Source organism: Pseudomonas sp. 14P_8.1_Bac3, assembly GCF_025466085.1.
Classification (GTDB): domain Bacteria; phylum Pseudomonadota; class Gammaproteobacteria; order Pseudomonadales; family Pseudomonadaceae; genus Aquipseudomonas.
Window position 1 is genome coordinate 63,755 of sequence record NZ_JANLOD010000052.1, and the last position, 23,168, is coordinate 86,922.

Annotated in this window: 18 protein-coding genes; 8 read left to right on the forward strand and 10 right to left on the reverse strand. The window is 61.0% G+C overall.

Annotation, left to right across the window (positions count from 1 at the left end):
* Position 1 precedes the first annotated feature (1 nt).
* From NTD84_RS17115 to NTD84_RS17155, 9 genes are read right to left on the reverse strand one after another with little or no spacing between them, the layout of a single operon-like run.
* A complete protein-coding gene (locus NTD84_RS17115; RefSeq protein ID WP_262167657.1) occupies positions 2–994 on the reverse strand; it encodes a vWA domain-containing protein in 993 nt (330 codons plus the stop codon).
* Positions 981–1,562 carry a DUF4381 domain-containing protein gene (locus NTD84_RS17120; RefSeq protein ID WP_262167660.1) on the reverse strand — a complete coding sequence of 194 codons (582 nt, stop codon included), beginning with the start codon at positions 1,560–1,562 and terminating at the stop codon, positions 981–983. The genes NTD84_RS17115 and NTD84_RS17120 overlap by 14 nt, the downstream gene beginning before the upstream one ends.
* The gene (locus NTD84_RS17125) at positions 1,559–2,485 is read right to left on the reverse strand and encodes a DUF58 domain-containing protein (protein ID WP_262167661.1); all 927 of its coding nucleotides are present in this window, start codon (positions 2,483–2,485) and stop codon (positions 1,559–1,561) included. Before NTD84_RS17125 ends, NTD84_RS17120 begins: the two co-directional genes overlap by 4 nt.
* Entirely contained in the window at positions 2,482–3,462 is a 981-nt protein-coding gene (locus NTD84_RS17130) for an AAA family ATPase (RefSeq protein WP_262167663.1), read from the reverse strand. The genes NTD84_RS17125 and NTD84_RS17130 overlap by 4 nt, the downstream gene beginning before the upstream one ends.
* A 13-nt stretch (positions 3,463–3,475) precedes the next feature.
* The gene (locus tag NTD84_RS17135; protein WP_262167665.1) at positions 3,476–4,516 is read right to left on the reverse strand and encodes a hypothetical protein; all 1,041 of its coding nucleotides are present in this window, start codon (positions 4,514–4,516) and stop codon (positions 3,476–3,478) included.
* Positions 4,517–4,529: 13 nt separating this feature from the next.
* Positions 4,530–5,483: a transporter gene (locus NTD84_RS17140; RefSeq protein WP_262167668.1), complete on the reverse strand. Its 954-nt coding sequence runs from the start codon at positions 5,481–5,483 to the stop codon at positions 4,530–4,532.
* 12 nt (positions 5,484–5,495) lie between these two features.
* On the reverse strand, positions 5,496–6,899 hold the full coding sequence (locus NTD84_RS17145) for a DUF1254 domain-containing protein (RefSeq protein WP_262167670.1): 1,404 nt from the start codon (positions 6,897–6,899) through the stop codon (positions 5,496–5,498).
* A gap of 26 nt (positions 6,900–6,925) precedes the next feature.
* Complete coding sequence (locus tag NTD84_RS17150) at positions 6,926–8,377, reverse strand: DUF1254 domain-containing protein (protein WP_262167672.1); 1,452 nt, start codon at positions 8,375–8,377, stop codon at positions 6,926–6,928.
* A gap of 9 nt (positions 8,378–8,386) precedes the next feature.
* The gene (locus tag NTD84_RS17155; protein ID WP_262167674.1) at positions 8,387–9,178 is read right to left on the reverse strand and encodes a hypothetical protein; all 792 of its coding nucleotides are present in this window, start codon (positions 9,176–9,178) and stop codon (positions 8,387–8,389) included.
* A gap of 681 nt (positions 9,179–9,859) precedes the next feature.
* Between NTD84_RS17155 and NTD84_RS17165 the strand changes: the two genes are divergently transcribed.
* Both NTD84_RS17165 and NTD84_RS17170 read left to right on the forward strand, forming a co-directional pair.
* Positions 9,860–10,135 carry a bacteriocin immunity protein gene (locus tag NTD84_RS17165; protein WP_262167677.1) on the forward strand — a complete coding sequence of 92 codons (276 nt, stop codon included), beginning with the start codon at positions 9,860–9,862 and terminating at the stop codon, positions 10,133–10,135.
* A gap of 93 nt (positions 10,136–10,228) precedes the next feature.
* On the forward strand, positions 10,229–10,453 hold the full coding sequence (locus NTD84_RS17170; RefSeq protein WP_262167680.1) for an S-type pyocin domain-containing protein: 225 nt from the start codon (positions 10,229–10,231) through the stop codon (positions 10,451–10,453).
* Between the two features lie 71 nt (positions 10,454–10,524).
* Here the strand turns inward: NTD84_RS17170 and NTD84_RS17175 are convergent, their stop codons facing one another.
* Complete coding sequence (locus NTD84_RS17175) at positions 10,525–10,944, reverse strand: YciI family protein (protein ID WP_262167682.1); 420 nt, start codon at positions 10,942–10,944, stop codon at positions 10,525–10,527.
* A gap of 204 nt (positions 10,945–11,148) precedes the next feature.
* Here NTD84_RS17175 and tpx point away from each other — a divergent pair, with 204 nt between their 5' ends.
* The 6 genes from tpx (at position 11,149) to NTD84_RS17205 (ending at position 23,070) form a co-directional block, all read left to right on the forward strand.
* Positions 11,149–11,649 (forward strand): thiol peroxidase, encoded by a 501-nt coding sequence (tpx, locus tag NTD84_RS17180; protein ID WP_262167685.1) that lies wholly within the window; start codon positions 11,149–11,151, stop codon positions 11,647–11,649.
* A gap of 176 nt (positions 11,650–11,825) precedes the next feature.
* Complete coding sequence (locus tag NTD84_RS17185) at positions 11,826–13,142, forward strand: MdtA/MuxA family multidrug efflux RND transporter periplasmic adaptor subunit (RefSeq protein ID WP_262167687.1); 1,317 nt, start codon at positions 11,826–11,828, stop codon at positions 13,140–13,142.
* On the forward strand, positions 13,139–16,243 hold the full coding sequence (locus NTD84_RS17190) for an MdtB/MuxB family multidrug efflux RND transporter permease subunit (RefSeq protein ID WP_262167690.1): 3,105 nt from the start codon (positions 13,139–13,141) through the stop codon (positions 16,241–16,243). Before NTD84_RS17185 ends, NTD84_RS17190 begins: the two co-directional genes overlap by 4 nt.
* Positions 16,240–19,347, forward strand: coding sequence for an efflux RND transporter permease subunit (locus NTD84_RS17195; protein ID WP_262167692.1), 3,108 nt, complete (start codon positions 16,240–16,242; stop codon positions 19,345–19,347). Before NTD84_RS17190 ends, NTD84_RS17195 begins: the two co-directional genes overlap by 4 nt.
* Positions 19,344–20,819: an efflux transporter outer membrane subunit gene (locus NTD84_RS17200; RefSeq protein WP_262167695.1), complete on the forward strand. Its 1,476-nt coding sequence runs from the start codon at positions 19,344–19,346 to the stop codon at positions 20,817–20,819. The genes NTD84_RS17195 and NTD84_RS17200 overlap by 4 nt, the downstream gene beginning before the upstream one ends.
* Before the next feature lie 169 nt (positions 20,820–20,988).
* The gene (locus NTD84_RS17205; RefSeq protein WP_262167698.1) at positions 20,989–23,070 is read left to right on the forward strand and encodes a putative bifunctional diguanylate cyclase/phosphodiesterase; all 2,082 of its coding nucleotides are present in this window, start codon (positions 20,989–20,991) and stop codon (positions 23,068–23,070) included.
* Positions 23,071–23,168 lie beyond the last annotated feature (98 nt).

Here is a 23,168-nt window from a genome sequence, read left to right on the forward strand (position 1 = left end):
CTCAGGCCTCCTGCCGCTGACGCGTGAGTGTCAGGTGTGGGCGGAGCAAGGCACCGACGTGGTAGAGCGCGAGCAAGGCGATGGCTGCGCCCAATGGCCACCAGAACAGGTCCCGTTTTGGCTGGTGGCTGAGGGTTTTCACTTGGTGCGGGGTCAGTTTGTCGAGGGTGCTGTAGACCTGATCCAGTGCCGTGCGGTCTTCGGCGCGGAAGAACTTGCCGCCGGTGGTCTGGGCGATCTGCTGCAAGCCTTGCAGGTTGACCTTGGCTTCACCCTCGGCGGTCGGGTCGCCGATGCCGATGGTGTGAATCACCACGCCTTTGGCGGCGGCCATGGACGCCGCGTGATCCGGGGTGATGGCGCTGCTGGTGTCGTTGCCGTCGGTGAGCAGGATCAGCACTTTTTCCTGTTCATGGGCCTGATCCAGCAACTTCAGGCTCAGGCCGATCGCGTCGCCGATGGCCGTGTTGGGTCCGGCCATGCCGATGCCGGTGTCGTCGAGCAACAGCGACAGGCTGGCGTGATCCAGTGTCAGCGGTGCCTGCGGATAGGCGCCACTGCCGAACACGATCAGGCCCAAACGATCGTCCTTACGCTTGTCGATGAAGCCGTGAACCACTGCCTTGACCGCAGCCAGACGGTTGATTTTCTGGCCGTTGGCGTCGGTGAAATCGGTGGTTTCCATCGACTGGGAAATGTCGATGGCCAGCATCAGGTCGCGCACCGGTTGCTGGCGCTCGATGGGCTTTTCCACGTACACCGGACGTGCCGCCGCCAGCAGAACCAGGGCCCACACCAGCACATTCAGCAGCAACTGCCAGCGGTTGCTGCGTGTGCCGGCGGCGCTCGGCGCCTGGCCGACGGCGCGGCTCATCGCGCTGAAGAACGGCACGCGCACGGCGCTGCGGGCTTCGCGGTAATCAGGCAGGTAGCGATAACCCAGCCAAGGCAACGGCAGCAGGAGTAACAGCCAGGGGTAATCAAGCTGCCACATGATGATGCTCCACCCAGTGTTTGCAGGTGTCGAACAGCTGTTGGCGTTGATCGGTGGGTATGGCGCGCAGGGTGGCGTCGGGGGCGTAGGCGAGTCGGGCCAGTTGCTGGCTGAAGTCCGCTGGCAATGGGTGCCTGCTGTGACGTTCCAGAAACGTTTGCCAATCCTCTCTTCCTAACGCTGCTGGCCCCTGTAGGAGCCAGCTTGCTGGCGATGGCGGTGGTTCAGTCAACTGACTCTTCGATTGGAAGGCCGCCAGCGCCGGCAAGCCAGCTCTTACAGGTTTTGTATTCCATGCGGAGAGGGCGGTGCGTTTGAGCAGCTCGGGCAATTCGCGAAGTGCGTTCAAGTCATCGCTGCGCTTCTGCAACTGGGCCAACCGCGCCAACGCTTCCCGCCGATAAGCGTCGAGCCGCCATTGCCGGTAGCGCCGGACAGCGACGAGCAACGCCGTCACCAGCAACAATCCAAGCAACACCCACCAACCCCAGGTCTGCGGCGCATAACTGACCTGCGCGGGCAGGGCGATTTCCTTGAGTTGCTCAATGCTCGGGATAGTCGGATTCATCGCCGACCTCTGCCCAGTTCGGCGCGCAGTTGTTCCTGCGCCTCGGTCGCGGTGCTGAACATCATCAACGGCACCTGGCTGCGGCGAAGCAACGTCGCGACATCCTTGAGCCGACCGCTGAGAAAATCACCCAGGGGTTGGTGAACGCTGCGTTGCTCGACCGCCAGTTCCACCTGTAACTGGCCTTGGGTGACCAGCAGGCGGCCGTTTTTTGGCAGGTTCAGCGCCAACGGGTCATAGACTTGCATGGCAATCACGTCGTTGTGTGCCGCCAGTTGCCGCATCAATTGCAGGGTACGTTCGCCCGCGCCGGCAAAGTCGCTGACGATGCAGATCAGATGATCGTGGCCAGCCACCGCCAGGCAATGCTGCAAAACCTTGTCGAGCTGGTCTTCGCCCTCGGCATCCGGGTTGGCGGCGTTGAGTGCCTGGTTTTGCTGGACGATACGGCTGCACAGCGCTTCGATCCGCTTGCGGCTGCGCAATGGGGCAATCGCGTCGATGCGAGAGTCGTTGAAAACCAGGCCGCCGACCCGATCCCCCGCGCTGAACACCATCCATGCCGCCAGCGCGCCCAATTCGGCGGCCAGGGCGGATTTGAAGCTGCGGCGTGAGCCGAAAAACATCGACATGCGCTGGTCGACGAGGATCAACGCCGGCCGATCACGCTCTTCGGTAAAGGTGCGCACCACCGGTTTGCCGGTGCGCAACGACGCGCGCCAATCGAGGTGACGCAAATCATCTCCCGCTTGATAGCGGCGCAGCTCATCGAAGTTCAGTCCACGACCGCGCAACCGCGAGGCGTGGTTGCCGGCGAGGATGCTGCCTTGCGGCTGGCGCGCGAGAAAACTCAGGTCACGGGCCTTGAACTCCAGCGCCATCAATTGCGCCAGAGAGACGTAGACCAGACCGTCCGCGTTCATGCGGGAATGGCGACTTTATCGAGCAATCGGTCCAGTACCTGGTCCGCCGTCACGCCATCCGCCACCGCGTCATAACTCAGTTGCAAACGATGCCGCAGCACCGGGTGCACCACCGCGCGGACATTGTCTGGCGAGACGAAATCCTGCCCCTGGAACCAGGCATCGGCGCGGGCGCAGCGGTCGAGGCCGATACCGCCCCGAGGGCTGGCGCCAATCGCGATCCAGCGCCCCAAATCAGCGTCGTAGTCGGCCGGGTGGCGCGTGGCGTTGATCAGGTCGATCAGGTAGCGGTCGATGGCCGGGGACACGTGAATCGCGCTGACTTGCCGGCGCGCGGCGAAAATCACGTCCTGCGACAAGGCGAAACCTTGCACCGCTGCGGTCTTGGCTCCCGCTGCCACTTCTTCCTGGCGCAACAGCCGCAGCACCTGGCTCTCGTTTTCCGCGCTCGGGTAATCCAGCAGCACCTTCATCAGGAAACGGTCCATCTGCGCTTCCGGCAGCGGGTACGTGCCTTCCTGTTCGATGGGGTTTTGCGTCGCTACCACGATGAACAACTCCGGCAGCACATGGCTGTTGCCGGCCACGGTGATTTGCCGCTCTTCCATGGCTTCAAGCAACGCCGCCTGAACCTTGGCCGGAGCGCGATTGATTTCGTCGGCCAGGATCAGGTTGCCGAACAGCGGGCCGGGCTGGAACCGGATCTCGTTCCTGCCGTCGATCTGGTGCAGGACCTCGGCGCCGGTGATGTCCGACGGCAGCAGGTCGGGGGTGAACTGGATGCGGCTCATCTTCGCGTCCAGATGCTTGGCCAACGCCTTGACCGTGCGGGTCTTGGCCAGGCCGGGCAGGCTTTCCAGGAGCAAATGACCATTGGCCAGGAGGCCGAGCAGGATCTGCCGGATGACGTGATCCTGGCCCAGCACCGCCTCGGCGATGCTGGCTTGCAGGGCATTAAGGTCGTCGAGTGCGCTCATGGGCAGTCCTGGCTCAAAACATGAAAGTCGGAATGACGGGAATGAATGACAGGCGAAAATTCCAGCGGCTGCTGATCAGGTCGTCCGGATGAATCGCCGAGTACTGGATTTCCCCGGAAATCCGCACCGGCAACTTGCCAAAATTGAAGATCCGGCCGGCGCCGATGCCGATCGGGAAGGTCACCTTGTTGCCACCGTCGGCCTTCCAATTGACCGTGACGTTGGGCGTCATGCCGACCCGCCATTGTTCCGGGCCGGGGATGCTGCGCTGGATGAAGTACTGGACGTTGGTCAGGCTGACGTCCTTGCGTTTGCTGTCGCCGCCCACTGACCACCAATGCTGCGGGAACACGCCAAGGGTCCAGTCTTCGCCGAGGTACGCGGCGACGAAGGCCGGGCCCAGGGAATATTTGCCGGTGCCGAGCACGTCTTCTTCGGCCGTGGGGAACATCGCGGTCGGGCCGAAGCCCCAGACCATCTTGCCGCCCCCGGCGAAGCGAATCGGTTCCTTGGGCGAAAATACGCCGACGTAGGCCAGATCGCCGAAACCGCTGGTGCGGTCAAACGGGTCTTGTACCACCGAGGCGAAGTCGCCGCGGTCGTGCAGCAATTCATTGGGGCCCATGCCGATCAGGTTGCCGGCCTTACGATTGACCGGCGCGCTGACGTAGCTGATCGGCAGACGGTTGATCAGGTTCCAGTCCTCGCCAATGGAAATCGGGAAGGTCGGCATGAAACTGTATTTGCCCAACATGCGCGTGCCGTTGCTGTGCGGCCCCTTGAGCGCGGTGTAGTCGAACTGGTTGAACAGCAGCACCAGATTGCCTACGGGGTTATCCATCAGTTTGGAGATTTGCTCGGTGGACGGCTCGCAACCGGCGGCCACGACTTTTTTCAGGTCGATGTCAAAGTCCTGTTGCAGACGGTGACAGGTCTCGGGATCACCCTTGGTGACGGGCTGCACAGGTGTCCCACCGAGCACCGGCAAGTCAGCGGCACAGGTGATTCCGCTGAACAACACGCTGCATAAGGTCAATCTGGAACCGATGGCCATCCCTGGTCGCTCCTTAGAAAAACGCCAGCGTCAGGTTGATGGCAATACCATTGCCTTCCGGACGGTTCTTGGTGTCGAACTCCGGCACCCAGCGGGCGCTGACGCTGGCCTGAGCGTCGTTGAACTTGCCTGCCCAGCCGATCACCGGCCCGGCACCCACCGAGCGACCGCGAAAGCCACCGAGTGCATCGGCGGTATCGCCTTTGTCGTCCGTGATCTGCTGAACATAACCACCGACAATCCCGGCGCTCCAGCCATTGCCAAAGCCGTGGGTCCATAGCGCATCGAGGGTGAAAATGTTGCCGTTGCGATAATCCGTTGCGTCGTTTTCGGTGTAGAACTCCAGGCCGCTCGACAAGGTAAATTCACCGCCCTTGCCATCCAGATGGGTGAACGCCACGGTGGGCATGAAGGTGTAGGTATTCTGGCCGGGGTTGGCCAGGCGATCATCGTTATAGGCACCGGTCGGCACGTAGATCGGCAGGGAAAACGAGATATGGTTGAGCTGATCGAAGTGATAGCCGGCGGCGATCGGTGTTACCAGCATGTCGGCGAATTGCGTCCCGCTGTCTTCGGTGCCGAGGGTCCGGCCGCGTGGCCCGGTGATACTGATGTTGACGTCGGTGTACTGCACCGGTACGCCGATGGCCGACGCGTAGTTCCAGCGCCCTTTGCCGGTGTCCCAGACGTGGGTGAAGTTGGCCATGGTGTAGGAGACCTTCATGTCCAGATCCGCACCGATTTCACCAACAATTGGCACACCCTTGCCGCCCTTCAGGTCACCGTCGTACCAGATGCTGGTAAAGGACATGACCCAGCCCGGCTCTGGCGGCACGACCCCGGCGTTGGAAAACACCTGTTGCCCGGTGATCGGCCGGCCCACACCGCCCTCGGCGGCGAGTACCGCCGGACTGCCGCCGAGCACGCACAGGGCCAGTAAAGGACGCACAACATAAGGCTTGACCATCACTGACTCCGCTTACGGTTTTTGTGAAGTGACCGGAGTCAGCAACGGCATTTTCCATTCGCCGCTGGTGACTTCCGGTTTGGGCAGGTACAGGCGCAAGACACCGTAGAACGGCCCGTTCGGTGCCGGCAGCCAGTTGCTCTGCAAGTCCTTGGCCGGCGCTTTGCGCTGTACGTAAAGGGTCAGCCCACCGTCAGCGTCGAGCTTGAGGTCGGGCAGCATCCGCGAGTTGATCAGGTAGCGATTCAGCGGGTTGGCGACCAGCAACTTGTTCTTGCCGTCGTACATCGTCAGCGACCAGAACGCGTCGGCCGGGGGCAGGGCGCCTTTGTCGAAATGCAGGGTGTAGTCGTGTTTCGAGGCATCAACCGGCTGGCCGTCCTTGTCGACGAAGTAGCCGATGTAATTCGCCTCTTCCGCGGAGTTGCCGAAGATCCCCATATTGGCGCCGGCGTAGCGGTACAAATAGTTGCCGTTGAGGTGGTCACGGGTGCCGAACAGGTCGCCACTGCTGACCTGATGTGTGTCTACCTTGTCCTTCTTGAACTGAGCGAATTCGGCCTTGGCGTCGGCAATGCCGTCCTCCAGGGCTTTGCGCTGGCTGGCCGGCAGTTCGTTGGGCTTGAAAGGCTTGCCGGCTTCGATACCGATTTTGGCGAAGCGCGCCAGCAGGTCCTTTTCCGCGTCCTGGGCCGGGGCGAACGACAGCATGAAATTCAGGTAGCGGAACATCTCCGGGGTGTCGCTCATGGTCGGCGTCGGTTTCGGCCAGTCGATGGCCGGCGCGGCGGGCGGCGCCTTCTGTTTGATATAGCGACTCAGTGGCTCGACCTTGTAGCCCTTCTGAATTTCCTTGACCTTGCCCAGGTCCTTTTCATCGAACAACTGCGTGCGATACAGCGCATAGGCAATGTTGGTTTCACTGCGCAGCAAACGGTCGATTTCAATCGGCTGCTGCCCCTGCCAGTTCGGCCCGGCAATCATGAAGTGCCCACCGTTGTTGCCGGTGCTGCGGGTGCCCAGGTAGGCAAAGTTCTGCGTGTAGGCATCGATCAGTTGCACCGAGTAGTAACGGTGCTCGTCGATGGGCGGCAGGGTCAGCACCACCGGTTCGGCGCGCAGGTCCAGCCAGACGAAGGAATAGGGTGTGTCGGCGTTGGGCGTGACGAATGCGGTGTCCTTGGCGGTAAAGGCTTTGGCGGTATTGCCGATCTGGTTAAAAGGCGCCTTGAAATTCGGACTCTTCTTGTCGACCGCCTGGGTATAGAGGGTCTTGTACATCTCTACCACGGGATATCCATACAAATAGGCTTCCTTGGCGATGCCCCGGGCTTCTTCTGGCGTGGCGGTGAAATCGGCCCAAACGCTCGTGCTCAGCGAGAGCGAGAGGGCAGTGAGCAGCAAGCGGTTATTCATAAAACTTCCTTATCAATCCCTGGACGTCATTCCACGGCCGTGATGTCGTCGAGTTTCCAGCTCTTGTCAAAGTAGGCTTCGGTCGGCGCATACAAGCGGAAGTAGCTGAACCAGTGTTTGCCCGGCAGGGTTTGTACCCAGTTGTTTTCGAAGCCTTGAGGCGCGGTCGGGCCGAAGTACAGGTCCACCGAGCCGTCGGCGTTTTTCTTCAGGTCCTGGCGGGACGACAGATCGGCTTTGCGTTGCGGGTTGTCGATCAGGCAGCGACTGTCGATGTCATACACCGTCATCGACCAGAACTGCTTGGCCGGGGGATTGGCGCCGACGTGCAGGCGATAGCTTTTGCCGCCGTCGAGCCAGTTACCCTTGGCGTCGGTGTAGGCGCCCAGGTAGGTCTGGCCCAGGCCAGGTGTTTTGGAGACCATGCCCTTGGTATTGGTGACGGCTTCGTAGAACCAGGCGCTGCGCTCCCATAACTGGTCGTAATAGGCCACGCGCTGCGATGGTTCGCTGATGTTCAATACCGTGTCCCACTGGCGGTCTTTCCAATACTGCGAGTCGGGGAAACGCTTGGCGAAGGTGTTGGCCTTGGCGATCAGTTCGCCCACCTGCGCCCCTTGTTCCAGTGCCTTGCGCTGGTTGTCGTTGGGATTGAACGGCTTGTCCTTCTCGATGCCCAGGCTGGCGAGCATGGCCATGTAGAAGCGATCGCGTTCATTGACCGGCTCTTTCTGGATGATCTGGTGCAAACGCTCCCAGTACGCGAGGCCGCGTGGCTGGGTGCCTGACCAGGCTTTGCCGCCGGGGGAAAGCAGCCGGGTTTTATCCGGCGTGGCGCGTTTGGCGTACGGGTACATCTTGAATTGCTCGACCAGCGCCTTGCCTTTCGCCGGGTCTGGGTCGAGGACGCGGAAACCCACCAGCACGTTCATGGTTTCCGATTTGGCCAGGTAGTACTTGCCGGCGTCGGCCGGTGGTTCCGCTCCCGGTGGCAGCACCAGGTACTTGCCGCCCTTGCCTTTGTCCGGGCCGGTCTGGCCCATGTCGATGATCGCCCTCTGCCAGAAATCGCCGACGCCTCCCGCAGTCGGGCCGGGCGGCAGTTCGATCACCAGCGGACCGGTCTCATTGAGGTCGACGAAGCCGAGAATGTAAGGGGTGGTGGCGTTGGCGGTGATCACGCCGAGTTTGTCTTCGTAAGTGTCGAGCACCATCAGGTCGCCGCTTTTGGCGCCGAGCTTGTCACGAAATTCTGCCTGCCACTGGGCGTAGGACACCAGCGGCAACGCCCACAGATAACTCTGGGTAGCCTGCTGGAAATCCAGCTCGGCATACAGTGTCGGAATGGCGTCGTGGGCCGGCAGTTCGCCTTCCATCGAGATCTGGCCGATACGTGTATCGAGCTCCTGCGCCCCGACGCCGCAGCTGACAAACATGCTCATCAGGCTGAAACCGGCTGCGCGAATTGCACCGTGCATAGCGAATCCTTATTTGCCAAACGTGACGTTGATCCCGGCGAACAGCGTGAACTGCGGCAGGCCATCGCCTTTGCGCTCGACGGTCCACTGCGGCTCGATAAAGGCGTTGAGGATATTGGAGCCGGATTTCCACACTTTGCCGCCACCCAAACCGAGGGGGATGTAGTGGGTGTCGTTCTTCAGGTCGAAAGTCCAGGTCCCCGTGGACCGCAAGTACCAGCCTTTATCGAGGTTATGAATGATGAAGGGTTGGAGGGTGGCCGTTTCCACATGCACCCGATCGCTGTCGCCGGCGAAAGAGCTCTGGTATTGCACCAGGGCCCCGAGCAAACCACGGGGCGAAGAATCAATCGCCACCGCCGCCAGCCCTGCTTGCCATTTGCCGGTACCGAGTTCGTCCTTGTCGGCGGTAGGCGCGGTGATCTGCGGACCGATGCCGAGCTGCACGCCATCGGTCTTGAGCAGGAAGATATCGAACAGGTTCAGGTCGCCCAATCCGGTGCTGTACCCCCCGTGCGGGTCGGGGCGGGTGCTCATGGGCACGGTCGCACGCAGCAATTGCGGAACGCCAATGAAGTCATTGGGCGCGATCGGCAGCGTGCCGCGGACCAGCAAGTCGTTGGTGTGGGCGTTGGAGTCGTAAAGTTTCGGGGTGTAGTAGTCCTGCAGGTTCATCCCCGGTGCGAGGTTCAGCGGGTTGTTACTTTTGTTGGCAGTGTCGGCGTTGTCCGCATGGGCACAAACGGCAGACGTTATTGAAGCCGCCAGCAAGAAGGCGTTCGCTCCCGAATGTTTTGACATGATTCCCCGTTTCCTTGGTGGCTCATTGGCATACTCGGCACTTGGCGGCCGTTACTCCGTAATCTCTTTCCTATCAAGCCTGTAGGACACGTCTGTAGAACTTAGCAGCTCATGTGGGGTTCGCCAGTCGAAAGCGTTAACTCGTTGGTATTTCGATCATTTCCTGCGCCGAGGGTGGGCGCGATTCGTTGAAATCGGTATGCGATAACTATGTACCGCACCTGATCCTTTTAACCTCGACAAAATCAGCATCAAGGCGCCGAACAGCACAGAAGGATGGTTGGGGATAGTCCCTGCGGTTGTCCCTTGGCCCATCCCGCCGGCCAGCAGTTGGAAGCCTTTGGTTCCACCGGGCAGCGAGCATATTGGCTCGACGACTTCGCCGATCACGCCCACCGATCCGTTGATTTATCCCGGCAGCCCCGCCGTCCCCGTCCTACCGCCAAACCAGACGTTTCCGGCTGTTGACGAGGGGGAGAGTAGTGCGAGTATTCCCAGGTTTCCGGGGGACATGGAGCTGCCTTCGCCGGATGCGTTGTTTCGTGATCGGCGGGATGATCCAGGTGTCACAGCCGAGGCAGGGCGGGCAGTTTCAGAGGTGTGGTTGGGTGAAGCTGCGCGTGGAGATGGGGGCGCCTGTTTCATTACAGATTGCCTATACAGCTGCACAAGGAAGGAATCATGATCTTTAAAGAGAAGCTGGAAAACTATACTGAATCGGAGTTTTTATCCTTCTTACAAGGATTTACCGATTATCCCGCGGGGTTGAAGGGAAAAGCGCTGGAGGCATATCTGGACCATCTTCTTTCGCACTTCGAACTCATAACGGAACACCCGGACCGCTCAGATGTCATCTTCTACCCAAAGGAAGGTCAGGAAGACAGCCCCGAAGGCATCTTGAAGACCGTCAAAGAATGGCGTGCAGCCGATAACAAGCCCGGCTTCAAACCGGAATAATCCATCTCGTTGACAACTTGACCGCACGTGCTCAGAACCGGGCAGGTGCCATTGTCCTCGACGGTTTGTAAAAGAGATTCAAGGAAGAACCCAATGGAACTCAAATCAACACTTAGTCAGGAAAGCCATGTTCCGGACGCCCCGGCGCGGTCAAAACGTTTGGGCCATATATATTCGTCACCGGTGCCGGCAATTGAAGTTGTTTCCGGTGATGGGCAAAACGTCGAGCCTGATGACTACATCGTGGTGTTTCCTGCAAGCTCAGGGCTTGATCCGCTTTACGTCGTGCTCAGCAATGAACGTGAATCTTCGGTTTGATCCATCAATCGGGCGATCACGTCCGATGCAGACGTGATCGCACCGCGCTTGCGCCAACCGATCTGGGAAGGTCAGCCTCTCTTTCCAAACGCCCGCTCTTCCTGCTCCCGCAACTCTGGCGTGAGCTCGGCACCAAAATCGTCCAGTTCAAACACCTGGCGGATTTCGATCTCGGATTCGGTGCCCGGCATCGGGTTCGGGCAGCGCTTGACCCAGTCGATGGCTTCATCCTTGGACTTAACCTGCCACAGCCAGAACCCGGCGATCAGCTCCTTGGTTTCGGCGAACGGGCCGTCGATGACCGAGCGCTTGTCGCCGGAAAAGCGCACGCGGGCCCCTTTACTGCTAGGGTGCAGGCCTTCGCCCGCAAGCAGGATCCCGGCCTTGGCCAGCTCTTCGTTGTAGTTGCCCATCGCCGTCAGCAGCTCTTCGCTGGGCATGACGCCGGCCTCGGAATCGGCGCTGGCTTTGATGATGATCATGAAACGCATGGTGGTCTCTCCGCTGGATTGGAATGATTCACTGTATGGTCGATTGGTGATTAGCCAATTCGACATGTTGCGGTGATTTAAATATCACCGCAGGTCTGCGGCGACTGTTCACAATTTGTGTCCGCCCATAGGTCGCCGGAGCGTTTCGTGGTTAACTTCTGCCTCTTCACCCTTTCTACAACAACGTTCAGAAGGACTCCGTTCATGGCTCAAGTCACTCTTAAAGGCAACCCGGTTCAAGTCAACGGCCAATTGCCACAAGCCGGTTCCAAGGCACCAGCCTTTTCCCTGGTTGCCGGCAACCTGTCCGACGTGACCCTGGCGAACTTCGCCGGCAAGCGCAAAGTGCTGAACATCTTCCCAAGCGTTGATACCCCGACCTGCGCAACCTCGGTTCGCAAGTTCAACGCCCAGGCCAACGACGTGGCCAACACCGTAGTGCTGTGCATCTCCGCCGACCTGCCATTCGCCCAGGCCCGTTTCTGCGGCGCCGAAGGTCTGGACAATGTGCAGAACCTGTCGACTCTGCGCGGCGCCGAGTTCATCGAGAACTACGGTGTGGCCATTGCGGACGGCCCACTCAAAGGCCTGACTGCACGCGCTGTCGTGGTTCTGGATGAAAACGACACCGTGCTGCACAGCGAACTGGTCAGTGAAATCGGACAAGAACCGAACTACGAAGCTGCACTTGCCGTTCTGAAATAAGTACGGTTTTACAATGTTAACGGCCTGTCCTTGTTCAGGCCGTTTTCATTTGTTCTTCAGTCTCTTAGATAAATCTCCTGTTACGTAAGCCGAAGGTAAATTGCCGGTAAAGGCGCTTTGCTAATTACTCGCCAGTGCTTATCGTTCAGCCTCCGTAGAAGAAGCCCACGCGCCCAATGGTTGATCATTCAATGCAATCCTCCGCTTCCCGTAGTCCCCGTCGCTGGCTGTTCGGCCTGCTGATCCTGTTGGTCATCGCTGGCCTGTGCTGGAAATTCTGGCCCGGCAGCACCACGCCAAAAGAAGCCGCAGGGCAAAAAGCCGTGACCGGGCACACGGGCAAGTCGGGGGGGATGCGTCCTGGTTTCGGTGGCTCAACCGGGCCGGTTCCGGTACGTGTGGCACCGGCGGTCAAGGGTGACTTCCCGCTGTATTACCGGGCGCTGGGCACGGTAACGGCGCTGAATACAATCAATGTGCGCAGCCGGGTCGGCGGTGAACTGGTCAAGGTATCGTTCGAAGAGGGGCAGATGGTCAAGGCCGGCGACCTTCTGGCGGAAATCGACCCGCGCCCTTACCAGAACGCCTTGCTCCAAGCCGAAGGCACCTTGTTGCAGAACCAGGCGCAACTGAAAAACGCCCAGGTCGATGTCGAGCGTTATCGCGGGCTGTTCAAGGAAGACAGTATCGCCAAGCAGACCCTGGACACCGCCGAAGCGCTGGTGGGCCAGTATCAGGGCACGGTCAAGACCAATCAGGCGGCGGTCAACGACGCCAAGCTCAATCTCGAATTCACCAAGATCCGCGCGCCGATTGCCGGCCGTGTCGGTTTGCGTCAACTCGATGTCGGTAACCTGGTCGCCGCCAATGACACCACCGCGCTGGCGATCATCACCCAGACCCAGCCGATCAGCGTCGCCTTCACCTTGCCGGAGAACAGCCTCGACGTGGTCCTGGCCCGCTATCGCACGGGCGCCAGGCTTCCTGCTGAAGCCTGGGATCGCGGCGACACCAAAATCCAGGCCACCGGCGTATTGCAAAGCCTCGACAACCAGATCGACGTCACCACAGGTACCTTGAAATTCAAGGCACGCTATGAGAACCGCGATCAGGCGCTGTTCCCCAACCAGTTCGTCAACGTGCACCTGCTGGCCGACACCCTGAAAAACGTGGTGCTCGCGCCGTCGGCCGCCATCCAGTTCGGTACCAACGGCACCTTTGTCTATGCGATGGACGGCGACAAGAAGGTCGTGATCCGTCAATTGAAAGTCGGCGCCAGCGATGGTGAAAACACCGTGGTCACCGAAGGCCTGGCCGCCGGCGACCGCGTCGTCCTGGAAGGCACCGACCGCCTGAAGGAAGGCAGCGAAGTGGAAGTGGTCAACGACACCAAGGATGTACCGACCACGCCGACCGGCCACCTGCAGGGCAAATCGGCGGCCGGCACCACTGAACCGGCAACCACCGACAAGGCGAAAAAGGGCGGCGCATGAATCTCTCGCGGCTGTTCATCCTTCGCCCGGTCGCCACGACCCTGAGCATGCTGGCCATCGTTCTGGCCGGCGTGATCGCCTATCGGCTGCTGCCGGTGTCGGCGTTGCCCCAGGTCGACTACCCGACCATTCGCGTAATGACGCTCTATCCCGGCGCGAGTCCGGACGTCATGACCAGCGCCGTGACCGCGCCCCTTGAGCGCCAGTTCGGGCAAATGCCCGGCCTGACCCAGATGGCCTCGACCAGTTCCGGCGGCGCGTCGGTGCTGACCCTGCGTTTCAGCCTCGATATCAACATGGATGTCGCCGAGCAGCAGGTGCAAGCCGCGATCAACGCCGCGACCAACCTGCTGCCCAAGGACCTGCCGGCACCGCCGGTGTACAACAAGGTCAACCCGGCGGACACGCCGGTGCTGACCCTGGCGATTACCTCCAAGACCATGTTATTGCCCAAACTCAATGACCTGGTCGATACGCGCATGGCGCAGAAAATCGCCCAGATCAGCGGCGTCGGCATGGTCAGCATCGCCGGCGGCCAGCGTCAGGCGGTGCGGATCAAGGTCAACCCGGAGGCCCTCGCGGCCAACGGCCTGAACCTGTCGGACGTGCGCACGCTGATTGGCGCCTCGAACGTCAACCAGCCCAAGGGCAACTTCGACGGCCCGACCCGGGTCTCGATGCTCGATGCCAACGATCAGCTGACTTCACCCAAGGATTACGCCAACCTGATCCTGGCCTACGCCAATGGCGCACCGTTGCGCCTCAAGGACGTGGCGGAAATCGTCGACGGCGCCGAAAACGAACGCCTCGCGGCCTGGGCCAATGAAAACCAGGCCGTGCTGCTGAACATTCAGCGTCAACCCGGGGCCAACGTCATCGAGGTGGTCGACCGGATCAAGGCGTTGCTGCCGAGCATCACTGACAACTTGCCAGCGGGCCTGAATGTCACGGTGCTGACCGACCGCACCCAGACCATCCGCGCCTCCGTCACCGACGTGCAGCATGAATTGCTGATCGCCATCGCCTTGGTGGTCATGGTGACGTTCCTGTTTCTGCGTCGCGCCAGTGCGACGATCATTCCGTCGGTGGCCGTGCCGCTGTCGCTGATCGGCACCTTCGGCGTGATGTACCTTGCCGGCTTCTCGGTCAACAACCTGACCCTGATGGCCCTGACCATTGCCACCGGTTTCGTGGTGGACGATGCGATCGTCATGCTGGAGAACATTTCCCGCTACATCGAAGAGGGCGACAGTCCGCTGAACGCGGCACTCAAAGGCGCCAAGCAGATCGGCTTCACGTTGATTTCCCTGACCCTTTCGCTGATTGCGGTGCTGATTCCGCTGCTGTTCATGGCCGACGTAGTAGGGCGCCTGTTCCGCGAGTTTGCCATTACCCTGGCGGTGGCGATCCTGATTTCCCTGGTGGTCTCCCTGACCCTGACGCCGATGATGTGCGCGCGGCTGTTGAAACGTGAGCCCAAGGAAGAAGAACAAGGCCGTTTTTATCGCGCCAGTGGCGCAACAATTGACTGGATGATCGCGGCTTACGGGCGCAAGTTAAAGTGGGTTCTCAAGCATCAACCACTGACGTTGCTAGTGGCCATCGGCACCCTGGCGTTGACTGTGTTCCTCTACATGGTGGTGCCCAAGGGCTTTTTCCCGGTGCAGGACACCGGGGTCATCCAGGGCATCTCCGAGGCGCCGCAGTCGATTTCCTTTGCAGCGATGAGCGAGCGGCAGCAGGAACTGGCCAAAGTCATCCTCGCCGATCCAGCCGTGGAGAGCCTGTCGTCCTACATCGGTGTCGACGGCGACAACTCGACGCTCAACAGCGGTCGGCTACTGATCAACCTCAAATCCCACAGCGCCCGTGACCTGAGTGCGACCGAGGTCATTACCCGCCTGCAACCGGAATTGGACAAGCTGGTTGGGATTCGCCTGTTCATGCAGCCGGTGCAGGATCTCACCATCGAAGACCGGGTCAGTCGCACCCAGTATCAATTCAGCATGTCGTCGCCGGATTCCGACTTGCTCAACCTGTGGAGCGGACGTCTGGTCGAAGCGCTTGCCCAACGGCCGGAACTGACCGATGTCGCCAGTGATTTGCAGGACAAGGGCTTGCAGGTCTATCTGGTGATCGATCGTGATGCCGCCTCGCGGGTCGGTGTCTCGGTGTCGAACATTACCGACGCCCTGTACGACGCCTTTGGTCAACGGCAGATTTCCACGATCTACACCCAGGCCAGCCAGTACCGCGTGGTGCTGCAATCGCAGTCCGGCGAAAAAATCGGCCCGGACGCGCTGAACCAGATTCACGTCAAGACCACCGATGGCGGGCAGGTGCGCCTGTCCAGCCTGGCGCACATCGAGGAACGCCAGGCGCAACTGGCGATCACCCACATCGGCCAGTTCCCGGCGGTGATGATGTCCTTCAACCTCGCGCCGGGCGTGGCGCTGGGGCATGCGGTCGATATCATCGAACAGGTGCAGAAAGACATCGGCATGCCGATCGGCGTGCAGACCCAGTTCCAGGGCGCGGCCGAAGCGTTCCAGGCATCGTTGTCGAGCACCTTGCTGCTGATTCTGGCGGCGGTGGTGACCATGTACATCGTGCTCGGCGTGCTCTATGAGAGCTACATCCACCCGATCACCATTCTTTCGACCTTGCCATCCGCGGCAGTCGGCGCCTTGCTGGCGCTGCTGTTGAGCGGCAACGACCTGGGAATGATCGCGATCATCGGCATCATTCTGTTGATCGGCATCGTAAAAAAGAACGCGATCATGATGATCGACTTCGCCCTCGATGCCGAGCGCAATCAGGGCGTAGACCCGGAAACGGCGATCTATCAGGCGGCACTCCTGCGTTTCCGGCCAATCCTGATGACCACGCTGGCGGCGTTGTTTGGTGCGGTGCCGTTGATGCTGGCGACCGGATCCGGCGCTGAGTTGCGTCAGCCGTTGGGACTGGTGATGGTCGGCGGCTTGCTGGTGAGCCAGGTGCTGACGCTGTTCACCACACCGGTGATTTACTTGTACTTCGACCGTCTTGGCCGGCGCTGGGGCCATAAATCCGAGTCGGTGGAAGTGGTCGAGCAGCCATGAACCTCTCCGGACCTTTCATCAAGCGCCCGGTCGCGACTATGTTGCTGAGCCTGGCGATCATGCTGCTGGGCGGTGTGAGCTTCGGCCTGCTGCCGGTGTCGCCGCTGCCGCAAATGGACTTTCCGGTGATCGTGGTCCAGGCCAGTTTGCCCGGGGCCAGTCCGGAGGTGATGGCCTCGACCGTGGCCACGCCGCTCGAACGTTCCTTCGGCGCCATCGCCGGGGTCAACACCATGAGCAGCCGTTCGAGTCAGGGATCGACCCGGGTGATTTTGCAGTTCGACCTCGACCGCGACATCAACGGCGCGGCGCGGGAAGTGCAAGCGGCGATCAACGCCTCGCGTAACCTGCTGCCGAGCGGGATGCGCAGCATGCCCACCTACAAAAAGGTCAACCCCTCTCAGGCGCCGATCATGGTGCTGTCGCTGACCTCGGACGTGCTGGAAAAGGGTCAACTCTACGACCTGGCCTCGACGATCCTGTCCCAGAGCCTGTCCCAGGTGCAGGGCGTGGGTGAGGTGCAGATCGGCGGCAGCTCGTTGCCGGCAGTGCGTATCGAACTCGAACCGCAGGCGCTGAACCAGTACGGCGTGGCGCTGGACGACGTGCGCAACACCATCGCCAACGCCAACGTGCGTCGGCCCAAGGGCTCGGTCGAGGACGGTCAGCGGTTGTGGCAGGTCCAGGCCAACGATCAGTTGGAAAAAGCCAAGGACTACGAGTCGTTGATCATCCACTACGCGGACGGCGCGGCCCTGCGCCTGAAGGACGTGGCCAAGGTCAGCGACGGCGTCGAGGACCGTTACAACAGCGGCTTCTTCAATGATGACGCGGCGGTTTTGCTGGTGATCAACCGTCAGGCCGGCGCCAACATCATCGAGACGGTCAATGAAATCAAGGCGCAGCTCCCGGCCTTGCAAGCGGTGCTGCCGGCCAGCGTCAAGCTGAACCTGGCCATGGACCGCTCTCCGGTGATCAAGGCGACGCTGCACGAAGCGGAAATGACTCTGCTGATCGCGGTGGCGCTGGTGATTCTGGTGGTTTTCCTGTTTCTCGGTAACTTCCGCGCCTCGCTGATCCCGACCCTGGCGGTGCCGGTGTCGCTGGTCGGCACCTTTGCGGTGATGTACCTGTACGGGTTTTCCCTGAACAACCTGTCACTGATGGCACTGATTCTGGCCACCGGGCTGGTGGTGGACGATGCCATCGTGGTGCTGGAGAACATTTCCCGGCACATCGACGAAGGCGTACCGCCGATGAAGGCCGCGTACCTCGGCGCCCAGGAGGTTGGCTTCACGCTGCTGTCGATGAACGTCTCGCTGGTGGCCGTATTCCTGTCGATCCTGTTCATGGGCGGGATCATCGAAAGTCTGTTCCGTGAGTTTTCCATCACCCTGGCGGCGTCCATCGTGGTCTCGCTGGTGGTTTCGCTGACCCTCACGCCCATGCTCTGCGCGCGCTGGCTCAAGCCGCATACACCGGGTCAGGAAAACCGTCTGCAACGCGCAAGTCGTCGGGCCAACGACTGGATGGTCGGCAAATACGCCACCAGCCTCGACTGGGTCCTGCGTCATCGTCGCCTGACTCTACTTAGTTTGATCGTCACAGTCGGCGTTAACATTGCGCTGTATGTAGTTGTTCCTAAAACCTTTATGCCGCAGCAGGACACCGGCCAGCTCATCGGCTTCGTGCGCGGTGACGACGGTCTGTCGTTCAGCGTGATGCAACCGAAAATGGAAACTTTCCGCCGCGCCGTCCTCAAGGACGATGCGGTGGAGAGCGTCGCTGGCTTTATCGGTGGCACCAACGGTACCAATAATGCCTTCATGCTGGTGCGCCTGAAGCCGATCAAGGATCGGGGTGTTTCCGCGCAAAAAGTCATCGAGCGCTTGCGCAAGGAAATGCCCAAGGTTGCCGGTGCCCAACTGATGCTGATGGCGGACCAGGACCTGCAATTTGGCGGTGGGCGAGAGCAGACCACGTCGCAGTATTCCTACATCCTGCAAAGCGCCGACCTGGGCGAGTTGCGCGTGTGGTATCCGAAAGTGGTGGCGGCCCTCAAGGCGTTGCCGGAGCTGACCGCGATTGACGCCCGTGAAGGTCGTGGCGCGCAGCAGGTGACGTTGATCGTCGACCGCGATCAGGCCAAGCGCCTGGGCGTCGACATGGACATGGTCACCGCGGTGCTGAACAACGCCTACAGTCAGCGGCAGATTTCGACGATCTACGACAGCCTCAACCAGTATCAGGTGGTGATGGAGGTCAATCCGAAATACGCCCAGGATCCGATTACCCTCAAGCAGGTGCAGGTGATCACCGCCGATGGCGCACGGATCCCGCTGTCGACCATTGCCCATTACGAAAACAGCCTGGAAGACGATCGCGTCAGCCACGAGGGCCAGTTCGCGTCCGAGAGCATTTCCTTCGACATGGCCGAAGGCGTGACGGTGGAGCAGGGCACGGCGGCCATCGAGCGGGCGATTGCCCGGCTCGGCATGCCAGAGGACGTGATCGTGAAAATGGCCGGCACCGCCGACGCCTTTGCCGCGACCCAGAAAAGCCAGCCGTTCATGATCCTCGGCGCGCTGGTGGCGGTGTATCTGGTGCTTGGCGTGCTGTATGAAAGCTACATTCATCCGCTGACCATTCTCTCGACCTTGCCCTCGGCCGGGGTCGGCGCGTTGCTGTCGATCTATGCGCTGGGCGGTGAGTTCAGCCTGATCTCGCTGCTGGGGCTGTTCCTGCTGATCGGGGTGGTGAAGAAAAATGCCATTCTGATGATCGACCTCGCGTTACAGCTCGAACGGCATCAGGGCCTTGGGCCGTTGGAGTCGATTCGCAGCGCCTGCCTGCAGCGTCTGCGGCCGATTCTGATGACCACGCTGGCGGCGATCCTCGGGGCCTTGCCGTTGCTGCTGAGTCGGGCCGAAGGTGCGGAAATGCGCCAGCCGCTGGGCCTGACCATCATCGGCGGGCTGATCTTCAGCCAGGTGCTGACCCTTTACACCACCCCGGTGGTTTACCTCTATCTCGACAAACTGCGCCATCGCTTCAACCGCTGGCGTGGGGTGCGTACCGATGCTGCTCTGGAAACTCCGCTATGACTGACCGTTCGCTTATCAACCTGTCCGCACCGCTGATCACGGCACGGGGCTCGCGTTTGTTGAGCCTGTCACTGTGCGTGGCGCTGCTCAGCGCCTGCGCCATCGGCCCGGATTACCAGCGCCCGGCCGCCGCCACGCCGGTGCAGTACAAGGAAGCGACCGGTTGGCGCCAGGCCAATCCCAGCGATTCCCTGGCCCGTGGCGCCTGGTGGGAGCTGTACGGCGACCCGCAACTCAACGGCCTGATCGAGAAACTCAACAGCGCCAACCAGACCGTCGCTCAATCCGAAGCCCAATACCGTCAGGCCCAGGCGTTGGTGCGGAGTGCGCGCGGCGCGTTTTTCCCGACCGTGGACCTGACCGTCGGGAAAAACCGTTCCAGCCAGGGCACCGGCAGCAGCAGTTCGAGCCTGAGCAGCTCCTCCAGCGGTATTCGCGATACTTACACCGCCCAGGCTGGGGTCAGTTGGGAAGCCGATGTCTGGGGCAAATTACGCCGTGGGCTGGAAGCCGACACCGCCAACGCCGAGGCGAGCTTTGCCGATCTGGCGGCGATGCGCTTGAGCCAGCAGTCGGAGCTGGTGCAGAACTACCTGCAATTACGCGTGATCGATGAGCAGAAGCGTCTGCTGCAGGCGACGGTCGAAGCCTATCAGCGCTCGCTGAAAATGACCGAGAACCAATACCGCGCCGGCGTTTCCGGTAAGGATGCGGTGGCTCAGGCACAAACCCAGCTCAAAAGCACCGAAGCCGACATGGTGGACCTGATCTGGCAGCGCGCCCAGTTCGAGAACGCCATCGCCGTGCTGATCGGCCTGACGCCCGCCGAATTCAGCCTCGCGGAAACGAGCAATATTCCGGTGTTGCCTGACGTGCCGTTGAACCTGCCGTCGCAGTTGCTGGAACGTCGTCCGGACATTGCTTCCGCCGAACGCTCGGTGATGGCGGCTAACGCCAACATCGGCGTGGCCAAGGCAGCTTATTACCCGGACCTGACCCTGAGCCTGAACGGCGGTTACAGTAGTAGCACGTCGTCCAACTGGTTCAGTGTGCCTAACCGTTTCTGGTCGGTCGGCCCGCAACTGGCGATGACCCTGTTCGACGGCGGTCAGCGCTCGGCGGAGGTCGACCGCAGCGAAGCGGCCTACGACGAAACCGTGGCCAAGTACCGCCAGACGGTGCTCGACGGGTTCCGCGAGGTGGAGAACTACCTGGTCCAGCTCAAGGTCCTGGAAAACGAATCCGGAGTGCGGCAACAGGCGCTCGATGCCGCGCGCGAGTCACTGCGCCTGACGCAGAATCAGTACAAGGCCGGGTTGATTGCCTACCTGGACGTAGTCGTGGTCCAGGCCACGGCGCTGAACAACGAACGCAGCATGCTGGACCTGTTGCAAAGTCGTTTGATTGCCAGCGTGCAGCTGATCGCGGCGTTGGGTGGCGGTTGGGACGGGCAGCTGGAACTCAACAACTGAGGCGCCCGAAAGCTCCCACAGGATGCGCGCCGGACGATCAAACAAGCGTTTCATCGGCTTGCTGGCCCTTTGCTAATTTTGTCAGTGCGTTCTTTTGCGCAATCAGTACAATCGCCCGATTTGCCCTCCGAGAACGGAAGCGATACGGCGGGTAGTCTTGAGAAGTCCCATGCTCATCGGTAGCTATTCCCCTACGCTGGTTTTCATCTCGCTCTTCGTGGCGATTCTCGCCTCTTATACGGCGCTCGACATGACCGGGCGCATCGCCACGGCCAGGGGCCGGGCGGTGCATTTATGGACGGCGGGGGGCGCGTTTGCGATGGGCATTGGCGTGTGGTCGATGCATTTCATCGGCATGCTCGCGTTCGACCTGCCCATCGACCTCGGCTACGACGTTACGCTGACGGCGCTGTCACTGCTGATCGCAGTCCTGTCCTGCGGCTTCGCCCTGTGGCTGGTCAGCCAGCCACGCTTGCTGGCCTGGCAATTGGGGTTCGGCGCACTGGTGATGGGGGCCGGTATCAGCGCCATGCATTACACCGGCATGGCGGCGATGCGCATGCAACCCGGCATCGATTACGATCCGACGCTGTTCAGCGCGTCCTTGCTGATCGCCGTCGGCGCGTCGGGCGCAGCGTTGTGGATCGCTTTTCGCCTGCGCCAGAACACGCCTTACGTCAGCCTGATTCGCGGCGGTGCGGCAGTGATCATGGGCATCGCCATCGTCGGCATGCACTACACCGCGATGGCCGCCGCGCGCTTTCCCGAGGGCAGTTTCTGCGGTGCCGCCGTCAGCGGCTTGAACGGCAAGGGCCTGGACAGCCTGGTATTGATCACCACGTTGGCGGTGCTGAGCATCGCCTTGCTCACCTCGATTCTCGATGCGCGCCTGGAAGCGCGCACTGCTGATCTCGCCAAGTCCCTGACCGAGGCCAACCGCGAACTCACCCAGCTGGCTCTGCACGACACGCTGACGGGGCTGCCGAATCGCGTATTGCTCGCCGACCGGATCGATCAGGCCATGTCCCGGGTTCGGGAAGAGGGCGGCTGTTTTGCCTTGATGTTCATCGATCTGGACGGTTTCAAACCGGTCAATGATGCGTTCGGGCATTACATGGGGGATCTGTTGCTGCGTGAGGTTGCGCAGCGGCTACGCGAGGATTTGCGCAGCCAGGACACTCTGGCGAGGATTGGCGGCGATGAGTTCGTGTTGCTGGTGCAACTGGCCGACGAAAATGACGCGCTGAATCTGGCGGCCCGCCAAGTCAGCTTGATCGCACGTTCGTTCCGCGTCGTTGAACATGACTTGCAGATATCCGCCAGTGTCGGCATCGCGCTTTATCCGGGCAACGGCCAGACCGCCGATGAATTGCTGATGAACGCCGACGCGGCGATGTATCACGCCAAGGGCGCAGGCAAGAACGGCTACAGCTTCTTTGATGCGTCGATGAACAGCAACGCCCGCAAGCAACTGCAATTGCTCCAGGACCTGCGCAATGCGCTGGACCAGAAAGAATTCAGCCTCTATTACCAGCCAAAATTCGACGCCAGCAATGGCCGCCCGGTCGGCGCCGAGGCGTTGTTGCGCTGGGAGCATCCGACCCAGGGCATGCTGTTGCCGGACCGGTTCATCGATCTGGCGGAGAAAACCGGGCTGATCATCCCCATCGGCGAGTGGGTACTCAACGAGGCCTGCCGGCAGATGCGCGAATGGTACGTGCTCGGCTACACCGACTGGCGTATCGCGGTGAACCTGTCGGCCTTGCAGTTCTGTCATGCCGGCCTGGTGCAGAGCGTCGCCAAAGCCTTGGCCACGCACCACCTGCCGGCCAACAGCCTGACCCTGGAAATCACCGAAACCACCGCCATGAGCGATGCGGACGCGAGCATGACGGTGCTCAAGGAGCTGTCGGAGATGGGTGTCGACCTGTCCATCGATGACTTTGGCACCGGCTATTCAAGCTTGATGTACCTCAAGCGCTTGCCAGCCAACGAGCTGAAAATTGACCGCGGGTTTGTGCGCGACCTGGAACGTGACAGCGACGACGCCGCCATCGTTTCGGCAATCGTCGCCCTGGGCCAGGCGCTGGGACTGCGGATCGTCGCCGAGGGCGTGGAAACCGATGTGCAGCAGGACTTCCTGACCCAACTCGGTTGCGACTCGCTGCAAGGCTATCTGCTGGGGCACCCACTGCCGGCGGAGCGGTTCATGGTGGACATTCTCCGGGCGGAACAACTGGCATCCGTTTAAAGCCAACGCAAAACGTGTCGCCATGCCCCATGTAAAAAAACGTCGATGGCGGTTATTCTTGGCCCCGACTGTTTACGCTTGAACGGGGAAACGCTCGA